The sequence below is a fragment of the Cupriavidus consociatus genome (assembly GCF_017814975.1).
Taxonomy (GTDB): domain Bacteria; phylum Pseudomonadota; class Gammaproteobacteria; order Burkholderiales; family Burkholderiaceae; genus Cupriavidus; species Cupriavidus consociatus.
Genome location: NZ_JAGIQA010000020.1, coordinates 24811 through 46328 on the forward strand (window position 1 = coordinate 24811; position 21518 = coordinate 46328).

The 21518-nt window shown below is 60.8% G+C and carries 16 protein-coding genes and 3 pseudogenes; 8 read left to right on the top strand and 11 right to left on the bottom strand.

Going from position 1 to position 21518, the window contains the following annotated elements; translation table 11 throughout:
- Positions 1-133 precede the first annotated feature (133 nt).
- The 4 genes from J8I82_RS24680 to J8I82_RS24695 are packed head-to-tail and all read right to left on the bottom strand — an operon-like array spanning position 134 to position 4274.
- Positions 134-2047, bottom strand: coding sequence for a solute symporter family protein (locus tag J8I82_RS24680; RefSeq protein ID WP_209761479.1), 1914 nt, complete (start codon positions 2045-2047; stop codon positions 134-136).
- On the bottom strand, positions 2044-2379 hold the full coding sequence (locus J8I82_RS24685; protein ID WP_209761480.1) for a DUF485 domain-containing protein: 336 nt from the start codon (positions 2377-2379) through the stop codon (positions 2044-2046). Before J8I82_RS24685 ends, J8I82_RS24680 begins: the two co-directional genes overlap by 4 nt.
- A gap of 1 nt (position 2380) precedes the next feature.
- Positions 2381-3550 (bottom strand): M20 family metallopeptidase, encoded by a 1170-nt coding sequence (locus J8I82_RS24690; protein WP_209761481.1) that lies wholly within the window; start codon positions 3548-3550, stop codon positions 2381-2383.
- A gap of 13 nt (positions 3551-3563) precedes the next feature.
- Positions 3564-4274: a DJ-1/PfpI family protein gene (locus tag J8I82_RS24695; RefSeq protein WP_209761482.1), complete on the bottom strand. Its 711-nt coding sequence runs from the start codon at positions 4272-4274 to the stop codon at positions 3564-3566.
- Between the two features lie 182 nt (positions 4275-4456).
- Here J8I82_RS24695 and J8I82_RS24700 point away from each other — a divergent pair, with 182 nt between their 5' ends.
- From J8I82_RS24700 to J8I82_RS24725, 6 genes and pseudogenes are all read left to right on the top strand, one after another.
- A complete protein-coding gene (locus J8I82_RS24700; RefSeq protein WP_209761483.1) occupies positions 4457-5800 on the top strand; it encodes an aminotransferase class I/II-fold pyridoxal phosphate-dependent enzyme in 1344 nt (447 codons plus the stop codon).
- A 159-nt stretch (positions 5801-5959) separates the two neighbouring features.
- The gene (locus J8I82_RS24705) at positions 5960-9376 is read left to right on the top strand and encodes an adenylate/guanylate cyclase domain-containing protein (RefSeq protein WP_209761484.1); all 3417 of its coding nucleotides are present in this window, start codon (positions 5960-5962) and stop codon (positions 9374-9376) included.
- A 348-nt stretch (positions 9377-9724) separates the two neighbouring features.
- Positions 9725-10084 carry a type II toxin-antitoxin system VapC family toxin gene (locus J8I82_RS24710; protein WP_209761485.1) on the top strand — a complete coding sequence of 120 codons (360 nt, stop codon included), beginning with the start codon at positions 9725-9727 and terminating at the stop codon, positions 10082-10084.
- A 203-nt stretch (positions 10085-10287) separates the two neighbouring features.
- A pseudogene (locus tag J8I82_RS39110) lies at positions 10288-10518 on the top strand (DUF3307 domain-containing protein); the annotation flags it as partial.
- 66 nt (positions 10519-10584) lie between these two features.
- Positions 10585-10854: pseudogene (locus J8I82_RS38480) on the top strand (tyrosine-type recombinase/integrase); the annotation flags it as partial.
- 189 nt (positions 10855-11043) lie between these two features.
- Positions 11044-11427: a GlcG/HbpS family heme-binding protein gene (locus J8I82_RS24725; RefSeq protein WP_245180067.1), complete on the top strand. Its 384-nt coding sequence runs from the start codon at positions 11044-11046 to the stop codon at positions 11425-11427.
- A gap of 718 nt (positions 11428-12145) precedes the next feature.
- Here J8I82_RS24725 and J8I82_RS24730 read toward each other — a convergent pair.
- Positions 12146-12883, bottom strand: coding sequence for an SDR family oxidoreductase (locus J8I82_RS24730; protein WP_209761486.1), 738 nt, complete (start codon positions 12881-12883; stop codon positions 12146-12148).
- A gap of 141 nt (positions 12884-13024) precedes the next feature.
- Here J8I82_RS24730 and J8I82_RS24735 point away from each other — a divergent pair, with 141 nt between their 5' ends.
- On the top strand, positions 13025-13942 hold the full coding sequence (locus tag J8I82_RS24735; protein WP_209761487.1) for an AraC family transcriptional regulator: 918 nt from the start codon (positions 13025-13027) through the stop codon (positions 13940-13942).
- Positions 13943-14262: 320 nt separating this feature from the next.
- Positions 14263-14739, top strand: coding sequence for a MarR family winged helix-turn-helix transcriptional regulator (locus J8I82_RS24740; RefSeq protein ID WP_209761488.1), 477 nt, complete (start codon positions 14263-14265; stop codon positions 14737-14739).
- Positions 14740-14805: 66 nt separating this feature from the next.
- On the opposite strand, the gene J8I82_RS24745 is transcribed toward J8I82_RS24740, so the two are convergent.
- From J8I82_RS24745 to J8I82_RS24765, 6 genes and pseudogenes are all read right to left on the bottom strand, one after another.
- A complete protein-coding gene (locus tag J8I82_RS24745; protein WP_245180068.1) occupies positions 14806-15378 on the bottom strand; it encodes a PaaI family thioesterase in 573 nt (190 codons plus the stop codon).
- 165 nt (positions 15379-15543) lie between these two features.
- Positions 15544-16135, bottom strand: a pseudogene (locus tag J8I82_RS24750) (amidohydrolase family protein).
- Between the two features lie 49 nt (positions 16136-16184).
- Positions 16185-16418, bottom strand: coding sequence for an acyl-CoA dehydrogenase C-terminal domain-containing protein (locus J8I82_RS38485; RefSeq protein ID WP_245180071.1), 234 nt, complete (start codon positions 16416-16418; stop codon positions 16185-16187).
- Positions 16419-16444: 26 nt separating this feature from the next.
- Complete coding sequence (locus J8I82_RS24755; RefSeq protein ID WP_245180073.1) at positions 16445-17860, bottom strand: acyl-CoA dehydrogenase family protein; 1416 nt, start codon at positions 17858-17860, stop codon at positions 16445-16447.
- 179 nt (positions 17861-18039) lie between these two features.
- Positions 18040-19938 (bottom strand): feruloyl-CoA synthase, encoded by a 1899-nt coding sequence (locus J8I82_RS24760; RefSeq protein WP_431831578.1) that lies wholly within the window; start codon positions 19936-19938, stop codon positions 18040-18042.
- A gap of 74 nt (positions 19939-20012) precedes the next feature.
- Positions 20013-21464 carry an aldehyde dehydrogenase gene (locus tag J8I82_RS24765; RefSeq protein WP_209761489.1) on the bottom strand — a complete coding sequence of 484 codons (1452 nt, stop codon included), beginning with the start codon at positions 21462-21464 and terminating at the stop codon, positions 20013-20015.
- Between the last annotated feature and the right edge of the window lie 54 nt (positions 21465-21518).

Below are 21518 nucleotides of genomic sequence, written 5' to 3' on the forward strand. Positions count from 1 at the left end.
CGCCACGTTGAAAGCTGTATCTGTCCATACTTCAGACCAACAAGCCGACCGATCAGTCTAACGCCGTGAATCATCGATCGGCCTTAGCCAGCTGTCGATCAAGCGCTTCAATCCTTCAATACTGACTGCACGGCTAGTGCGATATGGCTGCAGCAGCGTTGGCGCCGGTTTCTCGCTGGGCCACCATTCTTGTCCAGATCGATTGAGCACGCGGATCCGGGAAAAGTAGCGAAAAGAGGAACACCAACATGAAACCAAATGGAACGGTTACAAGCGCCGGATTACGCAGGGGGAATAGTGGTGCCTCGAGCCCAACCAGGCTTGTCCGACGGTCTCGGAGCGCATCAATGCTCGCTTGTGCGCTCGCAATGGCGGCGCGCGCCTTTGAGAGTTCAGCAGCAAGCTCATCACGGCCGGTTCCGGTCGATACTGCCATCTTCAACTTCAGGTTCTCGATCGTCCTGGCGGCGGTGAGCTGCGTTCGTTCCGCCTGCGCTCTCTCGAGCAAGGGATACTGCATATTGGGTGACACCAGCACAAGCAGGACTGCCGCAAGTGTCCCCCCGACGACGCCGACACAAACGCCAACGGTGCTGCACCGACGCCAGTATAGAGTCAGCAACAATGCCGGGAGATTGGCTGAAGCTGCAACGGCATACGCCAGACTCGAAAGATGCGCAACGTTCTGGCCCTTTGCCTGAATGCTCAAAACAATTGCCACGACACCAACGATTGCGGCGGCGGCCTTGGCTGCGATCACCTGCTCTCGCTCGGATACCTCACCACGACGGATTGCCCCGACGTAGATGTCATGGGCAAGGGCGGAGGCTGCGGCAAGCGTAAGCCCTGCCACCACAGCGACAATGGTTGCAAAGGCGACAGCGGCCACCCAACCAAGGAGAAGATTGCCTGCGAACGAGTTAGCTCCGCCGCCAAGATACTGAGCTAGCAGAGGTGCTGCGAGCGTGCCCCCCTTATCTGCGGCAAGGATTGTACTGGGTCCGACATAGTAGGCAGCAGAAAAGCCAATCACGATAATCATGAGGTGGCAGACGCCAATCCACAACATCGCCCACAATACCGAAGAGCGCGCGGTCCTGGCATCCTTCACGGTGAAGAATCGCATCAGGATGTGGGGCAAAGCGGCCGTCCCAAGCGTAAGCGCCAAACCAAGCGATACCTGCTCAACAGGGTTCTTCAAGTAGAGACCCGGCTCAAAGAACTTCCGCGCCAGCGAGGTTCCGTCTACTGCCTCATTCTGACTCTGGAAAGCCGTAGTGAAATAGTGGGTAACTTTCGGACTCAAAAGCACTTCATTGAAAAGAGAATTGACGTCGAACCCGAATGGGGAGAGCGAGAGAACCACGATCAACGCGCAAGAAAACAGAAGCAGAATCGCCTTGATGATCTGTACATACGTCGTCGCCCTCATCCCGCCAAACAAGACGTAGATCAGCATCAGCAGCCCAACCATCACGACGGAGGCCTCATACTGGAAGCCGACCAGCGCCTTGATCAGGGTTGCGCCGCCTACTATCTGCGGAATCAGGTAGAAGATCGCAACCACGATACTTGATAGTGCCGCGACAATCTTGGAAGCGCGGTAATTGTTGCGATAGGCAAGGACATCACCCAGTGTATAGCGGCCGAGATTCCGACATGGCTCCGCAATCAACAGCAGTACGGGAATGAACGCAACGAAGAAACCGATCAAATACAGGATGCCATCGTAGCCATACAGGGAAATCAACCCGGAGACACCCAGGAAGGCGGCGGCCGAGAGATAGTCTCCCGCAATGGCCAGGCCATTGGCCCGGCCGGAGATTCCCCCACCTGTATAGAAATCGCGGGCGCTGGCATTCCGACGTGCCGCATACCAGGTTGCGATAAGCGTTAAGCTGATGACCAACGCAAATGTGGCGAAGGTTAGGCCGCGAAATCTTGGCTCAATCAGTTCCGACGCAGCGCGGACTGAATTTGGCAAGATCGTAAACATCGCCATCACGATCCCCAATTTGAAAGCGGGCGATTTCAGAAAATTTCTCATTTCTTGCTCCCTGCGCCGGTATCCTGACCGGATCCTTCGATCATCTTGTCGAATTTACGCATTCTCCAAACGTAGGTGGCAGCAATGAGGCCAGCCACCGGATACTGGGAAATGGCCAATATCATGCCGACGTTAACCGCCCCTACGATTGGTATCGAAAGCACGTCGCTCCAATAGGCCGCTCCTAGCAAAAGTGCAAAATAGTAAATCGCGAAGGCAAGCAGCAATACAATAATCGTAAAACTGCGTCCACGCGATACCACAGCGAACTCTTTAGATTCCGTCAACCATTTGCAATCGACCGATCCATCTGCTACATGTTGGTATGACATTTCATTGTTCCCTTTTGCTTTCCCAAGCTTCGATGATCCGCGCATAGATATTTACCGCAGTGATAATCGAACTCACATTGCAATACTCGTCGGTCTTGTGCGCCATGGATGGTTCGCCGGGACCGAGAATCACCGTCGGGACGGCCCCAAAAATTTCCCTGAGTACGGGACCATCCGTAAAGAAAGAGACCGCACGCCCGCCGTTTTGAGACCCGGTGATCTGGCTGACCATTCTGCTGACGTGCGCAATCCAGGGACTGCTCATCTCCTGTCGCAACGCGGGCACGTCGAGCTTCGCTCTAAGCGCTACCCGGTCGCCAAGATATGCGCCAAGTTCGTCGAGCAGCTTGTCATGGGCCATCCCGCAAACCGTCCGTACATCGACCTCAAACAAGGCGTGGTCAGGCACAGAATTGACATTGAGTCCGCCGGCGATCGTCCCTACGTTGAGCGTCGGGTGGCCAAGGAGCTCATCTTCCGGAGCATGGAAGTTGAAGAGTCGAAGCCTGTGTATGGCATCTACAACGTGGTAAATCGCGTTGTCCCCGCGTTCCGGCATAGCGCCGTGGGCCGTCACCCCATGCGCCTGGGCCCGAATCCACAAAGCCCCCTTGTGGCCGATCACGACCTCGTTGGCAGTTGGCTCGCCTACCACCATGGCACCGACATTGAAAGCCGGCTGCGTAAGGGTCCGTAGAGCCTTGGCACCTTCACACCCCGTTTCCTCGCCGGCGGTCAAGACCAGGATAACCGCGGCGTGCTGTCCGTTCGTTGCGCGATGCCAGAGTAAGGCGGCAATAAACGCCGCGATACCTGCCTTCATGTCTGAGGACCCGCGACCATACAGCCTGTCGCCCTGAATCTCACCGGAAAGTGGCGACAGGCTCCATGGTGCGGATCCAAACGGCACCGTGTCGAGATGCCCCGTAAAGCACAGCTTTGGCCCCTCATTGGGCGAGCCAGTCCACGCCACCAGACTTTCTCTTCCGTCAGCTAGGGTATGGAACGTTGTCTGCAACCCTGCTTCCACCAATAGCGCGCCGATCAGTCGAGCAAGCGCACTTTCATTGCCAGGCGGATTCACAGTGTCGACCTTGACGAACTGTTGCGTAAGCGAAGTGGCAAGCGATTCGGCTGACGCTATATCAATAAGTGGTGTGGACGGCATCATGCTCTAAGAATGGTTAGGCTCGATCCAAGGCGCGCTCAGCATATTGGCGTGCGCTCGCCAGGCGTTGCTCGGTGATTTGAGCGGCTCGCGCACGGACGGTGCTCAGAATGTCGCTGGGCGCGGTCGCCGGAGATCCCGCGTCAAAGGGGGGTTGCGGGTCGTAGGCCATATAAAGTTGGAGTTCTTTGGCTAGCCGCTCTCCACGCAGAAGTGAAGCCAAGACAAGGGAACCATCGATGCCCGATGTAACGCCACCGGCGCTGACATAGTTGCCGTCGATGACGACTCGTTCATCGCTTGGCATGGCGCCATAGAGTGGCAGCACGTCCATCGCTGTCCAGTGTGTGGTCGCCCTGCGCCCATGCAACAAGCCAGCCGCGCCACAGAGCAGCGCGCCAGTACACACCGAGTAAACATATAGGGCGTGTTCAGCTTGCTGGCGGATAAAGGCGAGAACAGCCTCATCCGCCGCCGCTTCCTCCTGGCCATAGCCTCCCGGCACGAGCAGGACGTCAAGTTGCGGAGCCTCATCGAAGGAGGTATCCGCAACGAGCTGCATGCCTCGCATATCGCGAACGATTTCCTTGTTCTTCCACAGCGTATGGAACGTGGAATTCGGAATGCGCGACAAGGCCTCGAATGGGCCGGTGAAGTCACATTGATCCATGTTGGGGAATATCAAACCGCCGATCTTCAGGTGCCGATCCGCTGGAATCATCTGCATCTCAATTTTCCTCTCGTTTGTTTGTACCAGTACAACAGTATATTTGTACCGAGACAACTATAGGCGCTTTTCGGGGTCCAACGCATCAGGGTTAACGCTTCCTCGCTCGGCCCTTGCTGTGGCTTGGCCGGATGCCAAGGCGGCGTATAATGAATTCCTGAACTTTGGACCAGTACAAAACCATGTTTGACCCAAGCCGGTTTGCAGTCGGAGGAAGGAAGGCCGAAGACCTGTTTCGGACCATTGAGCGGGCCGTCTACGACAACAAACTTGCCGCCGGCGAGCAGTTGCCGACGGTGCGTGCCTTAGCCGAGTCGCTCGGTATCAACAAGAACACGGTGGCCACGGCCTACCGGATGCTGATTGAAAGCGGTGTCATCGTGACTGCTGGCAGACGCGGCACCGTGGTCGCGAAGCGGCATCTCAATGCATCAGTGCCAATTGCGCCGCCCTCCATCACGGTCAGCGGCGTTGTTGCGGCGCATGATGGCAATCCCGATCCCACCTTCTTGCCCACGCGCGACGAGATTCTCGATGCCTTTGCAACCACCCCTTCTTCGCCACGGCTTTACGGAGAGCGGCGTAACGTTGCGGAACTGGTCGATTGGGCGACCTCGTTTTTTGAGTCGGACTTTTCGACTGTCCATGGAATCTTTGTCTCGAGCGGCGCCTTGGACGCCATGGAGCGAGCGCTTCGCACCCACGTCAAACCCGGTGACAAGATTGCCGTGGAGACGCCGACTTATATGACGACCCTCGCCTTGGTGCGATCGCTCGGTTTAAGGGCGGTGCAGATGGAGATGGATGACGAGGGGATCCGACCAGAAGCGTTGAGGAATGCGCTTTCCTCTGATTGTCGCGCGGTGATATTTTCCTCGCGGGCGCAGAATCCGACCGGCGCGGCAACGGGTTCCCGACGTGCGCGCGAGTTGCGGACCATTGCGCGTGGGCGCGACGAGGTGCTTTTCATTGACGACGACCATTCCAGTCTGCTGGACCTGGCGCCGTACGAACCGTGGCACGTGGAGAGCGCTCGATGGCTCACGGTGCGGTCTCTCTCCAAATTTCTGGGACCGGATTTGCGCGTTTCAGTCACTTGCGGAGACCCTGTAACGCTCGCCAAGCTGGAGTATTCCCAAGCTACCAGCATGGGCTGGGTCAGTTCGCTGCTCCAACAGACTGCACTCGCGCTGCTAAACGATCGGCGTGTGCAAGACCGAATCAGGCTCGCCGGGCAGACCTATCGCGAGCGCTTCATCACACTGAAGGAAGGCCTTCTGTCGATCGGAGTCGACGTACCAGGCAAGGTCGGTCTCAACGTGTGGATACCTGTGAAAGACGAGCCCATGGTGGTTCAATGGCTGCTGGCGAAAGGCTGGATGGTACGCTCGGGCAGTGATTTCGTCGTCGAAGGACAATCGGGTATCCGTGTCACCAGCGCTCGCCTGACCACAAAGGAGATCGAGGCGTTCCTTTCGGATTTTCGCGAGCTGGCAATCGCGTCAAGCACAACCTTCTCGGCCTAGCCAGCCGGCTGTCGCCTGCAGTTTTCCGCGGGTCAGACGTGGCCCGAAATGGCGAGCATAAGAACGCCAAGCTTGGTCGCAGGGCATCATGGCACTGGGCTTGCGACGAAAGATATCGGGGTATCTAATTGGCTGCAGCAAGTTCGGGAGGAGGCTCCCATGGTGCGCTGCGCAAATTGCCGGTTTGAGAATGCCGATGGAGCGAAATTCTGCGAGCAATGCGGCGTAAGGCTGGCGCGAATTTGCGCGCGTTGCGGCAAAGAACTAACTGCGACCGCACGCTTTTGCAATGCATGCGGCACGCCCGTTGGTGAGTTGCCCCAGGAATCATCCGCCGGCCCCATTCGTTACACGCCATCGCACCTAGCCGAGCGTATCCGGGCCGAGCAAGCAGCCCTCGAAGCCCGCGGCGATGCCAGCGGCGAACGCAAGACCATCACCGTCCTGTTTGCCGATATGGCCGGCTCGACTGCCCTGATCCACGACCGCGACCCGGAAGACGCTCACCGCCTGATCACACCGGTCATCGAACTGATGATGGAAGCCGTCCACTACTACGAGGGCTACGTGGCAAAGTCGTTGGGCGACGGCATTCTGGCACTGTTCGGCGCGCCCATCGCCCATGAGGATCACCCCAAGCGCGCCTTGTACGCCGCGCTGCGGATGCAGGAGACGATGCAGCGGCACAGTGACAAGCTTCGGCTGGAGCAAGGCGTTTCGCTGCAGATTCGGGTAGGCATTCACACGGGCGAGGTGGTCGTGCGCTCGATCCGCAAGGACGATTTGCACACCGACTATGACCCGGTGGGGCACACGATCCACATTGCCTCGCGGATGGAGACCATGGCGGCGCTCTCTTCCATCCTCGTGAGCGAATCCACCCACAAGCTCGCGCAGGGGTACTTCGAGTTCAAGGCGCTCGGCACTGCCCAAGTCAAAGGCATCCCCAAGCCGCTCGCGGTCTATCAGTTGCTCGGCCTCGGTGCGCTGCGCACGCGCTTGCAAGTGGCAGCGCATCGCGGGCTGGCTCGCTTCGTGGGCCGCGAAGCCGAGCTGGAGGCGCTGCACCGAGCGCTTGAGGTTTCCTCGTCCGGACACGGCCAGATCGTCGCGGTGAGGGGAGAAGCTGGAGTCGGCAAGTCGCGGCTGTTCCACGAGTTCAAGGCGCGCTCGCCGGGCCGTTGCCTGGTGCTGGAAACCTTCTCGATATCGCATGGCAAGGCCTTTGCCTATTTGCCGCTCATCGAACTCCTGCGGAACTATTTTCAGCTCACCGCCCAGGACGATGAGCGACGTTGCCGCGAAAAGATCGCGGGCAAGGTGATCACGCTGGATCGCAGTCTGGAAGACCGACTGCCCTACCTGCTCCATCTGCTGGGCATCGGCGACACCGACGCGACACTGCTGGACATGGGAGCCAACGTTCGGCGCGAACGCACTTTCGATGCTGTCACGTGTCTGCTGGTGCACGAGAGCGGTAATCAGCCCGTGCAGGTCCTATTCGAGGACTTGCAATGGCTGGATAGCGAGACGGAAGCGTTTCTCGCCTTCCTCATCGAGCGCGTAGCGGCCGCACGGATCCTCGTCCTCCTGAACTACCGGCCGGAGTATCGGCCCGCATGGAGAGGCAACAGCATCGAATTACGCCTCAATCCCCTCGGCCCAAGCGAGGCGCAAGGTCTGCTCAGCGCATTGTTGGGCGATGCCACCGGACTCCAGCCGCTTAAGCATCTCATCCTGCAGAAGACCGAGGGCAATCCCTTCTTTATGGAAGAGGTTGTCCAGACGCTCGTCGGGGAAAATGCACTGCTCGGTGAGCCTGGTCATTACCGGATCGAGACGACCCCAGCCGCGCTACATATGCCGACCACGGTACAAGGCGTGCTGGCAGCACGCATAGACCGGCTGCCATTGGCGCAAAAGGATTTGCTGCAGACCCTCGCCATCATTGGCAAGGAGTTCTCTTTGAGCCTGGTCCGGCAAGTCTCCGGGCAGTCTGATGAGCACCTCTACCCCTTGCTGGATGGCCTGCAGACTGGAGATTTCATATACAGCCAGCCTGCCTTTCCAGAAGTGGAGTACGCATTCAAGCACGCCCTGACACAGGAAGTGGCCGGAAGCTCCTTGCTCTCGGAACAGCGCGGCGCGCTGCATGAGCGCACAGGCCGGGCCATCGAGGCCCTCTTCCATCACCAGTTGAAAGACCACTACAGCGAGCTGGCACACCACTACAGTCACAGCGGCAACATCCCCAAGGCGGTAGAGTATCTGTATTGTGCCGGGCGCCAGGCCGTCGACCGTTCGGCCAATCTTGATGCCATCAGTCACCTCAGCAAGGCTTTGGCACTGATTACCGCCCTGCCTGACACATCGGAGCGCGCCCACCTGGAACTGACACTTCGCATCACCCTTGGGCAGGCTCTGATTGCCGCGCGAGGCTACGCCGCTGCCGAAGTGGAGGCCAACTATACGCGGGCGCTGGCTTTGTGTGAAAAAGGTGGAGATAAGTCGCAGCTCTTCCAGGTGAAGCTGGGATTGCGGATGTTTTTTTTCATCCGCGCGCAGCACGAGACAGCCTATCAACTGGGCGAGGCGCTGCTCGGCCTCGCCGAGAACACGCAGGATCCGGTGTGGCTCGGACAGGCACATATTGCACTGGGCGGATCCTCACTTTTCATGGGAGATTTCCGTGCCGCTCAGCAGCATCTGGAGCGCGGTATCGCCTACTACAAGCCTGAACAGCACCCGATCCATGCCGCGCTCTATGGGCAGGACCCTAGGGTCCGCGGCCTCAGCTTCCTGGCATGGGCCGAGTGGTATTTGGGCTTCCCGGCTCAGGCTAGCAAACATTGCCAGGAGGCCCTGGCATTGGCCCGAGAGGTCTCTCACCCTTTCAGCATGGCGCTCGCCCTGGTCTACGCAGCGCAGTTGTATCAATTCCGACATGAGGCGGCACTGACCCGCGAGTACGCCGAAGCGGCCATTGCGCTTTCGGTCGAACAAGGTTTTCCGTTCTGGCTGGCATGGGGGACCGTCCTGCGGGGTTGGGCACTCGCCGAGCAGGGAAGCCGCGAGGAAGGCATAGCTCAGGTACTGCAGGGCGTCGCTGCTTATCAGTCCACCGGCGCCGAGATGGGCCGGCCCACTCAACTGGCCCTGCTAGCCCAAACCTATGCGAACGCGGGCCAAGGCCAGGCGGGTCTGGACGTCTTGGCCGACACTTTTATCCTCGGAAGCATCACGAGGGAGCACCACTATGAAGCGGAGTTGCATCGGCTTAAGGGGGAACTGCTGCTCGAGCGTACCACCGTGCAGCCAGACCTATCCCCCGACCGCGAATTAGCGGAAGCGTGTTTTCATCGGGCCATCATGCTTGCCCGCAAGCAAAGTGCAAAGTCGCTTGAATTGCGCGCCGCGGTGAGCTTGGCGCGCCTATGGCAGCTTCAGGGAAAGACGCAAGACGCGCGGCAGACGTTGGCGGGGGTCCAGGAGGACGTTGTCGAAGGGTTCGACACCGTTGACTGGAAGCAGGCAAAAAATCTACTGGATACCCTAGGCGGAAGTCTGACTCGTTGACCGTGAAGGGGAGCGGGTAATAGCGTCCGGTGCTGGTGTTGAAGAACGTCATTCACACGAGCCAAGCTCATCAGACATGCACCGCATTGGCTGGACCCCAAAGACCTCGGGCCGATCCACTTCCCACAGCCTCTCGACAAATCCGCTGGAAACCTGCATTTATACGTTCCGGCGGCTCCGCTGATTGGTGAAGTCCTTGGCGTACGGCGCCTTCGATGCGATCAGCTCTGCTGACTGGCGTACGCGCTGTCACTGTTGCAGATCGGGTTAGCGATTTTCTGTAGCCTCCGTATCAAGATTACTTCCCAATTTTCGAGAAGTAATCTTGCTACTCTCCGGACGTGTGAAGTGATCGTGCTCGACACCAATGTCTTGTCAGCGATGATGCGGGCCGAGGCGGAGCCGGCCGTCATCGACTGGCTCGATCGACAAGCACCCGATACCCTGACCATTACTGCCGTGACCGTGGCGGAACTGCTGGACGGGCTCGACGAGGAATTCGCTGACCGGGTGCTGCCATTCGCCGAGAACGCCGCCGTGCACTACGCCGCCCTCGTGTCCGAGCGCGAACGCGCGGGTCGTCCGATCAGCATGGCCGATGCGCAAATTGCCGCCATCGGTCGGCACCACGCCGCCACCTTAGCCACGCGCAACCGCAAGGACTTCGAAGGGATCGGCGTGATGCTGGCCGATCCTTGGGGGGATTAATACGGGCGGCTGAAGTCATCGGCACGAGCGACCAGCCCCGCCGCTTGATCGCTACCGGCGAACGGATCGCCAACCTGGCCCACTGCCGCGCGCGCCCGGGCTGCGGCCGCCGCAGCGAGGGAGACCGACCGGTGGTCCTGCGCCGATCATCGGCTAAGAAAAGGCCTTGTCCCGCGGGCACGGCATGGGTTCATCCAGGAAACATGGCGGTGCCGCTGCTGTTCGCGCTGTTCACCAAGCATCTCATCTGCGACTACCTGTGGCAGCCGAGCTGGATGCTAACCGGCAAGGGCGATTTCCGGAGCCCTAGTGGTTATGCCCACGCGGGCTTGCATGGCCTGTGTACCGCGGTGCTGCTCCTCGGCTTCGGTATGGCCTACTGGCTCTGGCTAGGGATCTTCGACGCGGTCGTTCACTACCTGATCGATCGCTGGAAGGTGCGCCTCGGCCGACGCGCGAAGTTAACACCGAATCTGCCGCAGTTCTCGTGGGTATTTGGCTGGCTGCGGCATACAGAGGGTTCGCACCTGAGCGATCGCGAGGTAGACCTGCGCCATGTGCGCGACAACTTTGGCCACGCGCCGATCGACACCACCAGCATCTACCTCCATACCGAGGGCCGATCCACTTCCCACCGCCTGTCGAAAAGTCCGCCGAAAGCCTGCATTGATAGTTTCGCGATCGTGAAACTTCATCCACGTCCCCGCTCACATCAACTCAGCAAGGCAATCACCGATCGCGCCTCTCGCCTGCCGCTACATAGGTTGTAGATTTTTAGTCCAGGCGGTTAGTTGCATTTATATCTCCATGACGTTCGCGGCATCGCCTGTTGAAGTAGTCGTTGAAGAAGCCTCGCGCCGATCAGGATTTCGAGCCGCTGCACGGACGCACTTGCCTGCCCTGGCGGATCGGTAAAGTCGTAGTCGCTAATCCCTGAACCATTCTGAAGGACCCTACCCATGACATCTCCTGTCGTCACCACCGCAACAATCAGCCTGGAAGCCGCGCAAACCTTGCTGGGGGAGACGCGTCGCGCCTGTGCAGCGCGCGGGTTCGCCGCGACCATCGCCATTACCGATGCAGGAGGTCACCTGCGCGCCTTCGAGCGCGCGGACACCGCCCCGTTTCTGAATGCAAGCGTGGCGATCGACAAGGCCTGGACCGCCGCCTCGTTCGGCATGGCCACACATCAATGGAACCAGTACATGGCCGAGCCCGCCGTGGCCCCGCTGGCGCACCATCCGCGCATGATGCCGGTGGGCGGTGGTGTACCCATCATTCATCAAGGGCGTTTGGTGGGTGGCATCGGTATCTCCAGGGGGCACCTCTGCCCAGGACCATGAGGCCGCCGAGGAGGCATTGCGTAACGCAGGCTTTTTGTAGTGAGGTGAAGCCCGCCAACTTTGCACGGATCAAACGTGAGCGCCAGACACTACCCGTGCCGCTTTGTGGCGCGTTCGCGCAATCTGAGTTCCGGGAGCGGGCCGCCCGTTGAATGCTCAAACCGGCCGCTCAGTTTTCTGCTAACGACAGACTGCTCAGGCTCGTTTTGAATTCCCACCCCCCTCGTAGGACGGGGATCTCTGCACGGATGGGGGCTAATCGGGCGCGCTCTGACCCTATATTGCTTTGACCTTAACAGTCGATGCCCACACGTTTCGGGACACGTGGAACCGCCCGGGGACACTGATCCTCCCCACGACGAGGACCGTACAGCGGGGAGTCGGTGAGTAACTAATGTATTTATTGCCACCGTCACAGATCGCGTTGTCAACAAGACTATCGAAGTCTCAGCGCAGGTAACGGCGAAAGACAAACGGATTTAGAGAGTGGTCCGGAGGCGCTAGCCGTTAAGATGAACAAGCTGCGTGAAGTGTTCGCCAGGAAGGCATAAACGCCGAAAGTGTCATGGACCTGACATTCAGGTATCGGCTTCGTTCAGTTTCCGGCCGTTCGCAGGCCGACGATGCCCGTCGCATCGGCCAAAGCGAAAGACCCGACCAATTGTTGGAATGTCAGCTACCAGCCATAGCGGATAATCCAGGCTGCGGCGGCGGCTATCTACCCCTGCGCCGTGGGGCGGACGATAATCTCGCCCACGTCAACATCGGCCGGTTGCTCGATTGCAAACGCAATGGCCCGGGCAATGGCATCCGGCGGCATGGCGAATTTATCCATCGAGGCGGAGATTTCCGCCTTGGCTTCCGGGTTGGTCACCGATTCTGCAAAGTTCGTCCGCGTGAAGCCGGGTGAAATGACCGTTACACGCAGCTTGTCTCCCGCCTCCTGCCTTAACCCCTCCGAGATTGCGCGCACGGCACTCTTGGTTGCGGCGTAGACCGCCATGTTCGGCACGATGCGAAGAGCGGCGGTGGACGCGGTATTGATGAAGTGACCGAAGCCCTGCGTACGAAAGAGCGGTAACGCCGCTGCAATACCGTTCAGCACGCCTTTGATGTTCACGTCGATCATGTCTTCCCAATCGTCCACGCGCAGCTCGTCGAGAGGAGAAATCGGCCCGACGCCAGCGTTGTTGATCAGCACGTCGAGTTGACCGAATCGCTCGCATGCCAGTTTTACGAGTTGCGACATGTCCTCTCGGCGCCTAACGTCCGTGCATGCCCATGCACATTGTCCCCGCGCCTTGGCAATTCGATCAGCGAGGTCGCGAAGCCGCTGCTCCCCACGTGCGCCCAGCACCACCTTCGCCCCGCGCTCCGCCAGTAGCAGCGCCGCTGCCTCGCCGATTCCGCTGCTCGCACCGGTGATGACAACGACCTTGTCCTTGATTGTCGACATGATATTTTCCTCATCGCTTGTCCAAGAGGGCGAGAATCATGAAATGGCCCCCGAACGCTCCGCACGTCCCATGTTCGTCTAGCAGCGTCGCCTAATCTATAATCGATTCAACGTATTTATTTATCGATCGTACGGATTCGGATGGACCCGCTCTCGGATGTCTTTCACCTGCTCAAAGTCGAGAGCGTGCTGTCGGCACGGCTGGAAGTGCATGGCGCCTGGTCGCTGCGCTTTTCTGCTTATGAACACATCAAGTTCGGTAGTGTCCTGGAAGGTGCATTCTGGCTCTGGTTCGAAGATGGCGCCCCGCCCGTCGAGCTGAGGGCGGGCGATTTCTATCTGTTGACTCAAGGGCAGGCGTATTGCACCGGAAGCGACCCTTCCCTTCCTCCTGTCGACGGCCGTGAAGTGCTTGCCGAGAGCCGCTGCGCAGACGGGATCGTGCGTTATGGCCGCAGCGGGGAGAAGGTCAGTGCAGCCGGAGGCCGCTTCGTCTTCGACGCCGATACCGGCGAACTGTTGCTGAAGTCGTTGCCGCGGCTTATCCATATTCCGGCTGCTTCTGAAACGGCTCCGGCGCTGCGGGCCGTGCTGGATCTGCTGCGACTTGAAACGGGGACGCCTCGCCCGGGCGCGTCGGTTGCCGCAGCGAGCCTCGCGAACATGGTACTTGTGCAAGTCCTGCGCGAATATTTGGCGTCGGGAGTGCATACGCCGGGTTGGCTGGGCGCGCTGGCCGATCCAAAGATCGGGACCGCCCTTGCCCTCATCCATGAGGACGTAGCACGGCGTTGGAAAGTCGATGAACTCGCGGCGGCGGTGGCCATGTCGCGCACGACGTTTGCCGAGCGCTTCAGGACGCTAGTCGGCATGACGCCCATCGATTATCTGACCGATTGGCGTATCGCAAAAGCTGGCGCCGCACTGCGAGAAGGGAAAAGCATAGCTTCGGTCGCCGAAAGCATCGGCTATGGTTCAGAGGCGGCCTTCAATTCCGCGTTCAAACGGATCGTTGGACAAACTCCTGGGCGCTACCGGCAATCGCAATCCGCAGCATGAAATAATAAGCGGCATTCTGATTGCCGGCTCAACACTCCCAAAGAGGGCCGGCCGGGGTTCGTAAGAGTCGGGGCCGCACGAGTATCGAGGTTCTGCGGCTGCGGGTATTGAAACCAACCTGAAGATCTGCCTGTCCTACTGGACCCGCTCTAGGATCAATTGCTATCGCAGGCACGTGAACGCGATCAGCTTCAAGAGTTCCATTTCCGGGCTTTGAGCCAAGATGGGGCTCGACTCGATGACATCAAGATCGCTGCAGTGAATGCACTCGGCGATCCGAAGCGGCCTTAAAATGAACGTGCTCTCATGACGTGCCTGCGATGAAACAAGACAATCCAATCTTCGACCTTCCTTCCATTGCGAAAGCGGGAATGCGTCAGTTGCATCCGGACGATGGTGCACTACTGCTCATGCATTTCGCGTTCCGTGGACTTGTCGTGAAAGCGGATGAGCTTCTCGCGACTTATGGACTGACTCGGGTTCATCACCGAATTCTCTACGCGATCGCCCGCTCGGAGAGGCTTTCAGTTGGCGGACTCGTCGAACTTCTCGGTGTTTCAAAGCAGGCCCTACACCGCCCCTTGAAGTACCTTCAGGAAGCGGGGTATGTCATAGCAAGACGGGACGAGATCGAGCATCGTGTGAAGATCCTGTCCCTGACGTCACAAGGTGCGGAGATTGAGCTGCTTGCCTCAAGACAAGAAGCTGCTGCCATGCAAGCCGCGCTAGCAAACGTTTCGGCCGCTGAACAGAAAGCGTGGCGCAAGATTATGATCACTCTCGCCCGAATGGTTTGATTTAGCTCGGCACTGCGCGTGATTCACCTAACGGTGGATGGGCCGCCAATGGGCGAGAAGTTCTGCTCAATTCGCCTTAATCATCAACGTAGCCGATCCCAACGCATACAACTTGTCGTTGACATCGCGGATTTCCGCGCTGCAAAGCCCCAAGCTCTTAGTGCGTTCCTTCAAACGGCCAGTGACAACGTATTGGATGTTTTGCGCAAGCGGTCTTACATACGTGATGTTGAGGTCGACGGTAGAGTATGGAGTCGTCGCGTCGAGCGATGAGAACAGGGCCAGTGCTGCAGCACTGTCAATACAAGTCGCTGCGAAACCGCCGTGCACCATACCGGATGGGTTCATATGCCGTGTGTCGGGCATGGCCATTATCGCTACTTCGCCGCTGCCGACGTGTGTCAGCTGCATTGGCATCGTCTGCGAGATGCTCGATCCTGGCATGCGGCCATCCCGGATGGCCTCCAACACTTGCAATCCGGTTGTGAGCGACGGTGAAGGAAACGCCTCGGGCGGCATTGCGCCTTCTGTGACGTCGCGCGAGGAGGAATTGATGATGTCTACGTTTCTCATGTCAACAGTATTGATCTTAAAGCCGAGCGGCTCGATCGGTAGAAACCCGTACGCAGAAATTAGCATGCAGGCTACTGGGCATCCCAAGTCCACGCGTACGGGTCGCATGCGTTGAAGAAGCGGTTCTGACCGAGTATCCGCGCCGCAATGGTATTGCGGCCCATAGCCACAGGCGGCTTGTTCGGCAAGCTTCTGGCAACCCACCGCCAATACGCACGTGCAATACCGCCATCACTCAGCGAGGCCAAGCAGCCTGACCGCATTACCCTTCAAAATTCCTGGCATGACTTCGCGCCGGAAGCCCGCCTGCTCGAAATCCTGCATCCACCGTTCAGGGGTAATCAGCGGATAGTCGCTTCCGAACAGGACCCGATCCCTCAGCAGCGTGTTGGCGTATTGCACGAGCTGCTTCGGGAAGTACTTCGGACTCCAGCCACTGAGGTCGATCCAAACGTTTGGCTTGTGCGTGGCCACGCTCAGGGATCAGGCGCTCCGCCTTCCTGGCGCCCATCTTTCCCTTTTGTGGATCGACGCTGGAAAAGGCGACCATCATGTCGCTGTTCTCGCGAGCCGCCTGTGCGATTTCCTCGTTCGGAATGCGGCGACGCCCCAGTTGCGCCTCGCAATCCACCGTGAACATCACCAATCCGATGTTACGTTCGCGATAGTAGGCGACCGTCTCGGCGATGGTCGGCCGCCGGTCGCTGCCGAAGTACTTATCAGCGGCGCGGTCATACTCCTCGCCATAGTTGTCGAACGGATTCCGGCAACTGACCTCGGCGTGGGTGTGGAAGTCGATCGCCACCAGGCTGTCGTGGTTCATTGGTTTTCCTCTTCAGGGATGGCCTGCAGCATGCGTTGTCGGCCTCAGTTCAGGCGGGATTCACATGAGGCAGGACGTTGGCGCGGCCGCGTTCGACCAGGCTGCGCCGGAAGTCGAAATCGCCCAGCCGATACGCCAAGAAATACCGGGCGGTCTCGCACTTGCGCGCATAATAGGGGGAGTCCGCAAGAGGCTGCGCGATACGGAGTGCTCTGGCCCAGGCGAAAGCGTGGAGCAGGACGCCGACCATTGCGAGAAAATCGCTCGCCACGCGATAGGGCAATTCCGGATCAGGCTGGCTTTCCGCAATCAGGGACTCGGCTTGCGCACGACATCAAGCAGGCTGTTCAGTCCTTTGCCGCTGTCCGCGATCGTCTTGCGCACGACAAAATCCACCGCCTGGATCTCGTTAGTCCCTTCGTAGATCATCGAGACCCGGCTGTCGCGCAAGGTCTGCTCGACGCCGAACTCGTGCATATAGCCATAACCGCCGAGGACCTGCATCGCCTTCGAAGCGGATTGGAAACCCGCCTCGGTGAAGCTGGCCTTGGCGACGGGCGTCAGCAGAGAGGCGAGCAATGCGGCCTCTTCGCGCCTTCCCGATTCCGGCGCAGCCGCAGCCAGGTCCAGGCAATGCGCAAGCCAGTACCCGACCATCCGGGACCCTTCTGCTACGCAACGCAAATCCAGCAGCGCGCGACGTATGGCCGGCAACCGGATGATCGTGTCCGCGCTGCCAGGCTGGCCGGCATGCGCCGCAGAACCGGCGGCTCGCGACTGTCGGCGTTCGGCCGCGTAAGCGATCGCGCATTGCATGGCAGACTCGGCATGCCCAAGCCCTTGCATGGCCACTTGCAGGCGAGCGGCGTTCATCATGACGAACATGGCTTGCAGACCGAGGTGGGGTTGTCCCACCATCCAGCCGAGGGCGCCGTCAAACTGCATGGTGCAGGTCGGGCTCGCCTTCAGTCCCATCTTCTTCTCGATGCCCTGGCAGGTCACGGCGTTCGTCTCGGGCTGCCCTGCGGATTCCAGGCGTTTGGGTACCAGGAACAGGGACAGGCCCCGCGATCCGGCGGGCGCGTCGGGCAGGCGTGCGAGCACGAGATGAACGATATTGGGCGTGAGATCGTGGTCACCGCCGGTAATGAAGATCTTGGTACCGGTGATTCGGTACGCGGGCTCGGCCTCTTGCCTGGTGTCCGCCGGCACCGCCTTGGCCGCGATCAGGCTCAGGTCGCTGCCGGCCTGCGCTTCCGTCAGGCACATGGAACTCAGGCACTCGCCGCTGACGAGCTTGTCCAGGAACTGCGCTTTGAGCCAGGGCGATCCGTGTGCGCGCAGGCATTCGGCAGCGCCATGCGAAAGGCCTGGCGACATCAGCCACGCATGATTGGCTGCCGCCAGCATCTCGATCCATGCCACATTGAGGAGTTGCGGCAGCCCCTGCCCGCCCTCCTCCGGCTCAGCCGTCAACCCGGGCCAGCCGCCCGCGGCATAGTCCCGATACGCCGCGGCGAAGCCTTCGGGCATACGTACCGCGCCGTCGCTGAAACGCGCCCCCTCCAGATCGCCGCTCGCGTTCAGCGGTGCGAGCCGTCCCGTGGCAAAGCGCGCGGCTTCCTCCAGCACTTGCGCCGCGGTCCCGGCATCCAGTTCGGAGAATTTCGGCGTGGATGCCCAGTCGGATGGCGCGCCCAGCCATTCGTCGATGACAAACGACATATCGCGCAGTGGGACAGTGTAAGTACGCATGAGCTGAGGACGGTCTTCAGGAAAGGCGGACGGCGCAAGCCGCATCGCCGCGCAGGATTGGGCGGTCCGCGACGGGGTCACTGCAATATCGGGGAAAGACGCGCCGCCCGCCGTGGTGACTGTCCCGGGCGGCGCAAACGGCGCCGTGGCTAAGGCCGGATGACGCCGGCGGGCGCCTCGCGTTGGTATAAGGCCTCCACGAGCGCTTCTCGGTTGGAGAGCACGGCCCGCTGGTTCAGCGTGCCCTTGTCGGTGATCTCGCCGCGATCGATCGAGGGTGGCTCCGCGACAGGCAGCAGGCTTGCTACCCGGGTCGCGCTGCCGGTGGCCGACTGGTTCAGCGTGTGCAGCAGCGCCGCAAACGCGGCACGCACTGGCGGCGAGGCCAGGATCTCGCGTGGCGTCGCACCGGCTGGCAGGCCGGCCAGCCGGCGGCAGTCATCCATGCGCGGAAATACCAGCAGGCCAATGGCATCGCGATTGGATCCTGCCACGACCACGTCCTGCACGTAGGGCGCTCCGGCAGCGATCACGCGCGCCCGCAATGGCCCGACACTGACGAAGGTGCCCGAGCTGAGTTTGAAGTCCTCCGCGATCCGTCCATCAAACATAAGGCCGAGTTCCGGCCGCTCGGAATCGTAGAAGCGCAGCGCGTCGCCGCTGCAGTAATAGCCTTCCTCGTCGAACGCGGCCTGCACGCCGGCGTCCTGGTGATGCCAGTAGCCCGCCATGACGTGCGGCCCGCGAAAACGCGCCTCCAGCTTGCCGTCCACCGGCACCAGCTTGAGTTCGCAGCCCGGCGCCGGCGTACCCACGTAGCCGGCCTGCGTGATGGGCGCCGTGGTGAACAGGCAGCATGGCGAGGTCTCGGTCATGCCCAGGCCCGCCATGATGCGGATGCGCTCGCCGCAATGCGTTTCGGTGACGCGCTCCAGCCGGTCCCAGGCTTCCTGCGACAAGCCGGCGCCGCCGAAGAAGTAGATATTGACGCGCGAGAAGAATTTCTCGCGCAAGGCCGCATCGCGCTCCAGCGCGAGACCCAGTTCTTCCCAGCCTTTGGGAACGGTCAGGTAGGCGGTCGGCGCGATCTCCCGCAAGTTGCGCAGCGTTTCCTCGAACCGCCCGGCCACGGGCTTGCCGTGGTCGATATACATCGTGCCGCCGTTGTACAGCACGATGCCGAAATTGTGGCTGCTGCCGAACGTATGGTTCCAGGGCAGCCAGTCAACCAGCACCGGCGGTGTGCTGCCGAATTCCGGGATGGTCTGGCGCAGCATCTGCTGGTTGCTGCACAGCATCCGCTGCGTCGTCGGCACCGCCTTCGGCTGGCGGGTGGAACCGGACGTGAACATGAATTTCGCGATCGTGTCCGGCCCGGTCGCGGCGTGGGCTACATCAACGCTGGCCGGCGTCGTGCGCAGCAACGCATCGAACGCGGTGGCCGGGCGGCCCGGAAGCCGACCATCGCGGGTGACGACCTCGACATCTGCCGGCACAACCGCCGCAATGGCGCGCGCAAACGCGTCCCCGTCCGCGGCATACACGAGCCCAGGCGTCAGCACCGAAAACACATGGCGCAGCTTGCCGAAATCCGTTGAGACCAGCGAGTAAGGAGCGGACACCGACGAAAAGGGAACGCCCGCCCACATGGCGCCGAGCGAGAGCTGCAGATGCTCGAGGTCATTGTCCGAAAGAATGGCAAGTGGCCGCTCTGTGGAAAGCCCGCGGTCCAGCAGCGCCTGACCAATCGCCCGTGCGCGCTCCAGCATCTGCCCATAGGTGATCGTCATCCAGCCACCATCCAGCCCCCGCTCGGCCACCAGCACGTGGTCGGGGTGACGCTCCGCGCCCCGCACGAGGCAGTCCGTCATGCGCGCCGGATACGCTTGCAGCGACTCGCTGGACCGGATACGCCAGACATCGCCGTCCCGGCTGACCAGCGCAGCGGAGTCGGCCACATGGACCGCACGATATCGCGGAACGGGCGAGGCGGCGGCATCGATTGTGATGCCGGCGGAAGGGGCTGCTTTTGTCTTGACGTCGCTCACGTCATGTCTCCTGCCATGCTTGTGTCCCCGGCCGTGTGCGGCCGGGTGTAACCGCCGGTCGCTCTGCCGGCTATTCAGATCGGATAATGCCGCGGTCCACTTTGGATCGTAATCCAGCGCAGTTCCGTGAATGCATCGACCGACGCCTTGCTGCCGAAGCGGCCGTAACCGCTGCCTTTCACCCCGCCGAACGGCATCTGCGCTTCGTCGTGGACCGTCGCGCCGTTGATGTGGCAGATACCGGATTCGATCCGCTTCGCCACGGCAAGAGCGCGCGACACGTCGCGGCTGAAAACGGCGGCCGATAATCCGAACTCGCTGTCGTTGGCCATCCGGATCGCCTCCTCATCGCTGTCAATGCGGGCTACGGTCACTACCGGCCCGAACGATTCCTCGCGATAGAGCACCATCTCCGGCGTGACGCCGTCGACAATCGCCGGTTGCAGAATGGCGCCGTCGCCGTGTAGGCCGACCGGCAGCTTGGCGCCCTTTGCGCGCGCATCATCCACCAGGGCACGGATGCGTTGCGCGGCTTGCGGGCTGACCAGTGCTCCCAGCACAGAAGACGGGTCGGACGGATCACCGGCCCGAAGGGTGCGCGCCTTGGCCGAGAGCTTCTCGACGAAGAGGTCTGCCACGGCACGGTGGATGATCACGCGCTCGGTGGACATGCAAATCTGCCCCTGGTTGAAGAACGCCCCGAATGCAACGGCCTCGACTGCGGCGTCGAGGTCGGCATCGTCCAGGACGATGACGGGCGCCTTGCCGCCGAGTTCCAGCAACGCCGGCTTCAGGTGCCTTGCCGCATGCTGTGCAATGATGCGTCCGACATGGGTCGAGCCGGTGAAATTCACTCGCCGTACGGCCGGATGCGCGATCAGCGTCTCGACAATGGCCGCCGCGTCCTCCGGCGCGTTGGTCACCACGTTCACCACGCCGCTGCCGAGTCCGGCTTCCTCCAGCACGGTACCGATCATCCGGTGCAGTGCCGGGCAGGCCTCCGATGCCTTGAGCACGACCGTGTTGCCGCAGGCAAGCGGCATCGCGAGGGCACGTGTGGCGAGAATCACTGGCGCGTTCCACGGCGCGATGCCGAGCACAACGCCGCACGGCTGGCGCACCGCGAGCGCCAGGCTGCCCGGGACGTCCGACGGAATGATGCTGCCGTCGATCTGCGTGGTCATGGCGGCGGCCTCGCGCAGCATATTGGCCGCCAGCATCACGTTGAAGCCGATCCAGTTTGGCATCGCACCGGTTTCCGCTGCTCCGGTGGCAATGAATTCGTCGGTGCGGCTGTCCATCATGTCGGCCGCCCTGAGCAGGCGTTTGCGGCGCTCACCCGGTCCAAGGGCCGCCCATGCCGGAAAGGCGGCTGCCGCCGCTTCGACCGCGGCGATGGCGTCCTCCGGTGTCGCGGCGGGTGCGCGGGACGCCACCACGTCCGTGACGGGGTTGCGGCGCTCGAAAGTGGCACCATTGGCGGCGGACCGGTCCTGGCCGCCAATCAGCATGGTCAACGCGTTCATGAAGTGATGTCTCCAGGCGGGCCCGCACGCGGCGAAGCCCGCTCCCTGTCGGGA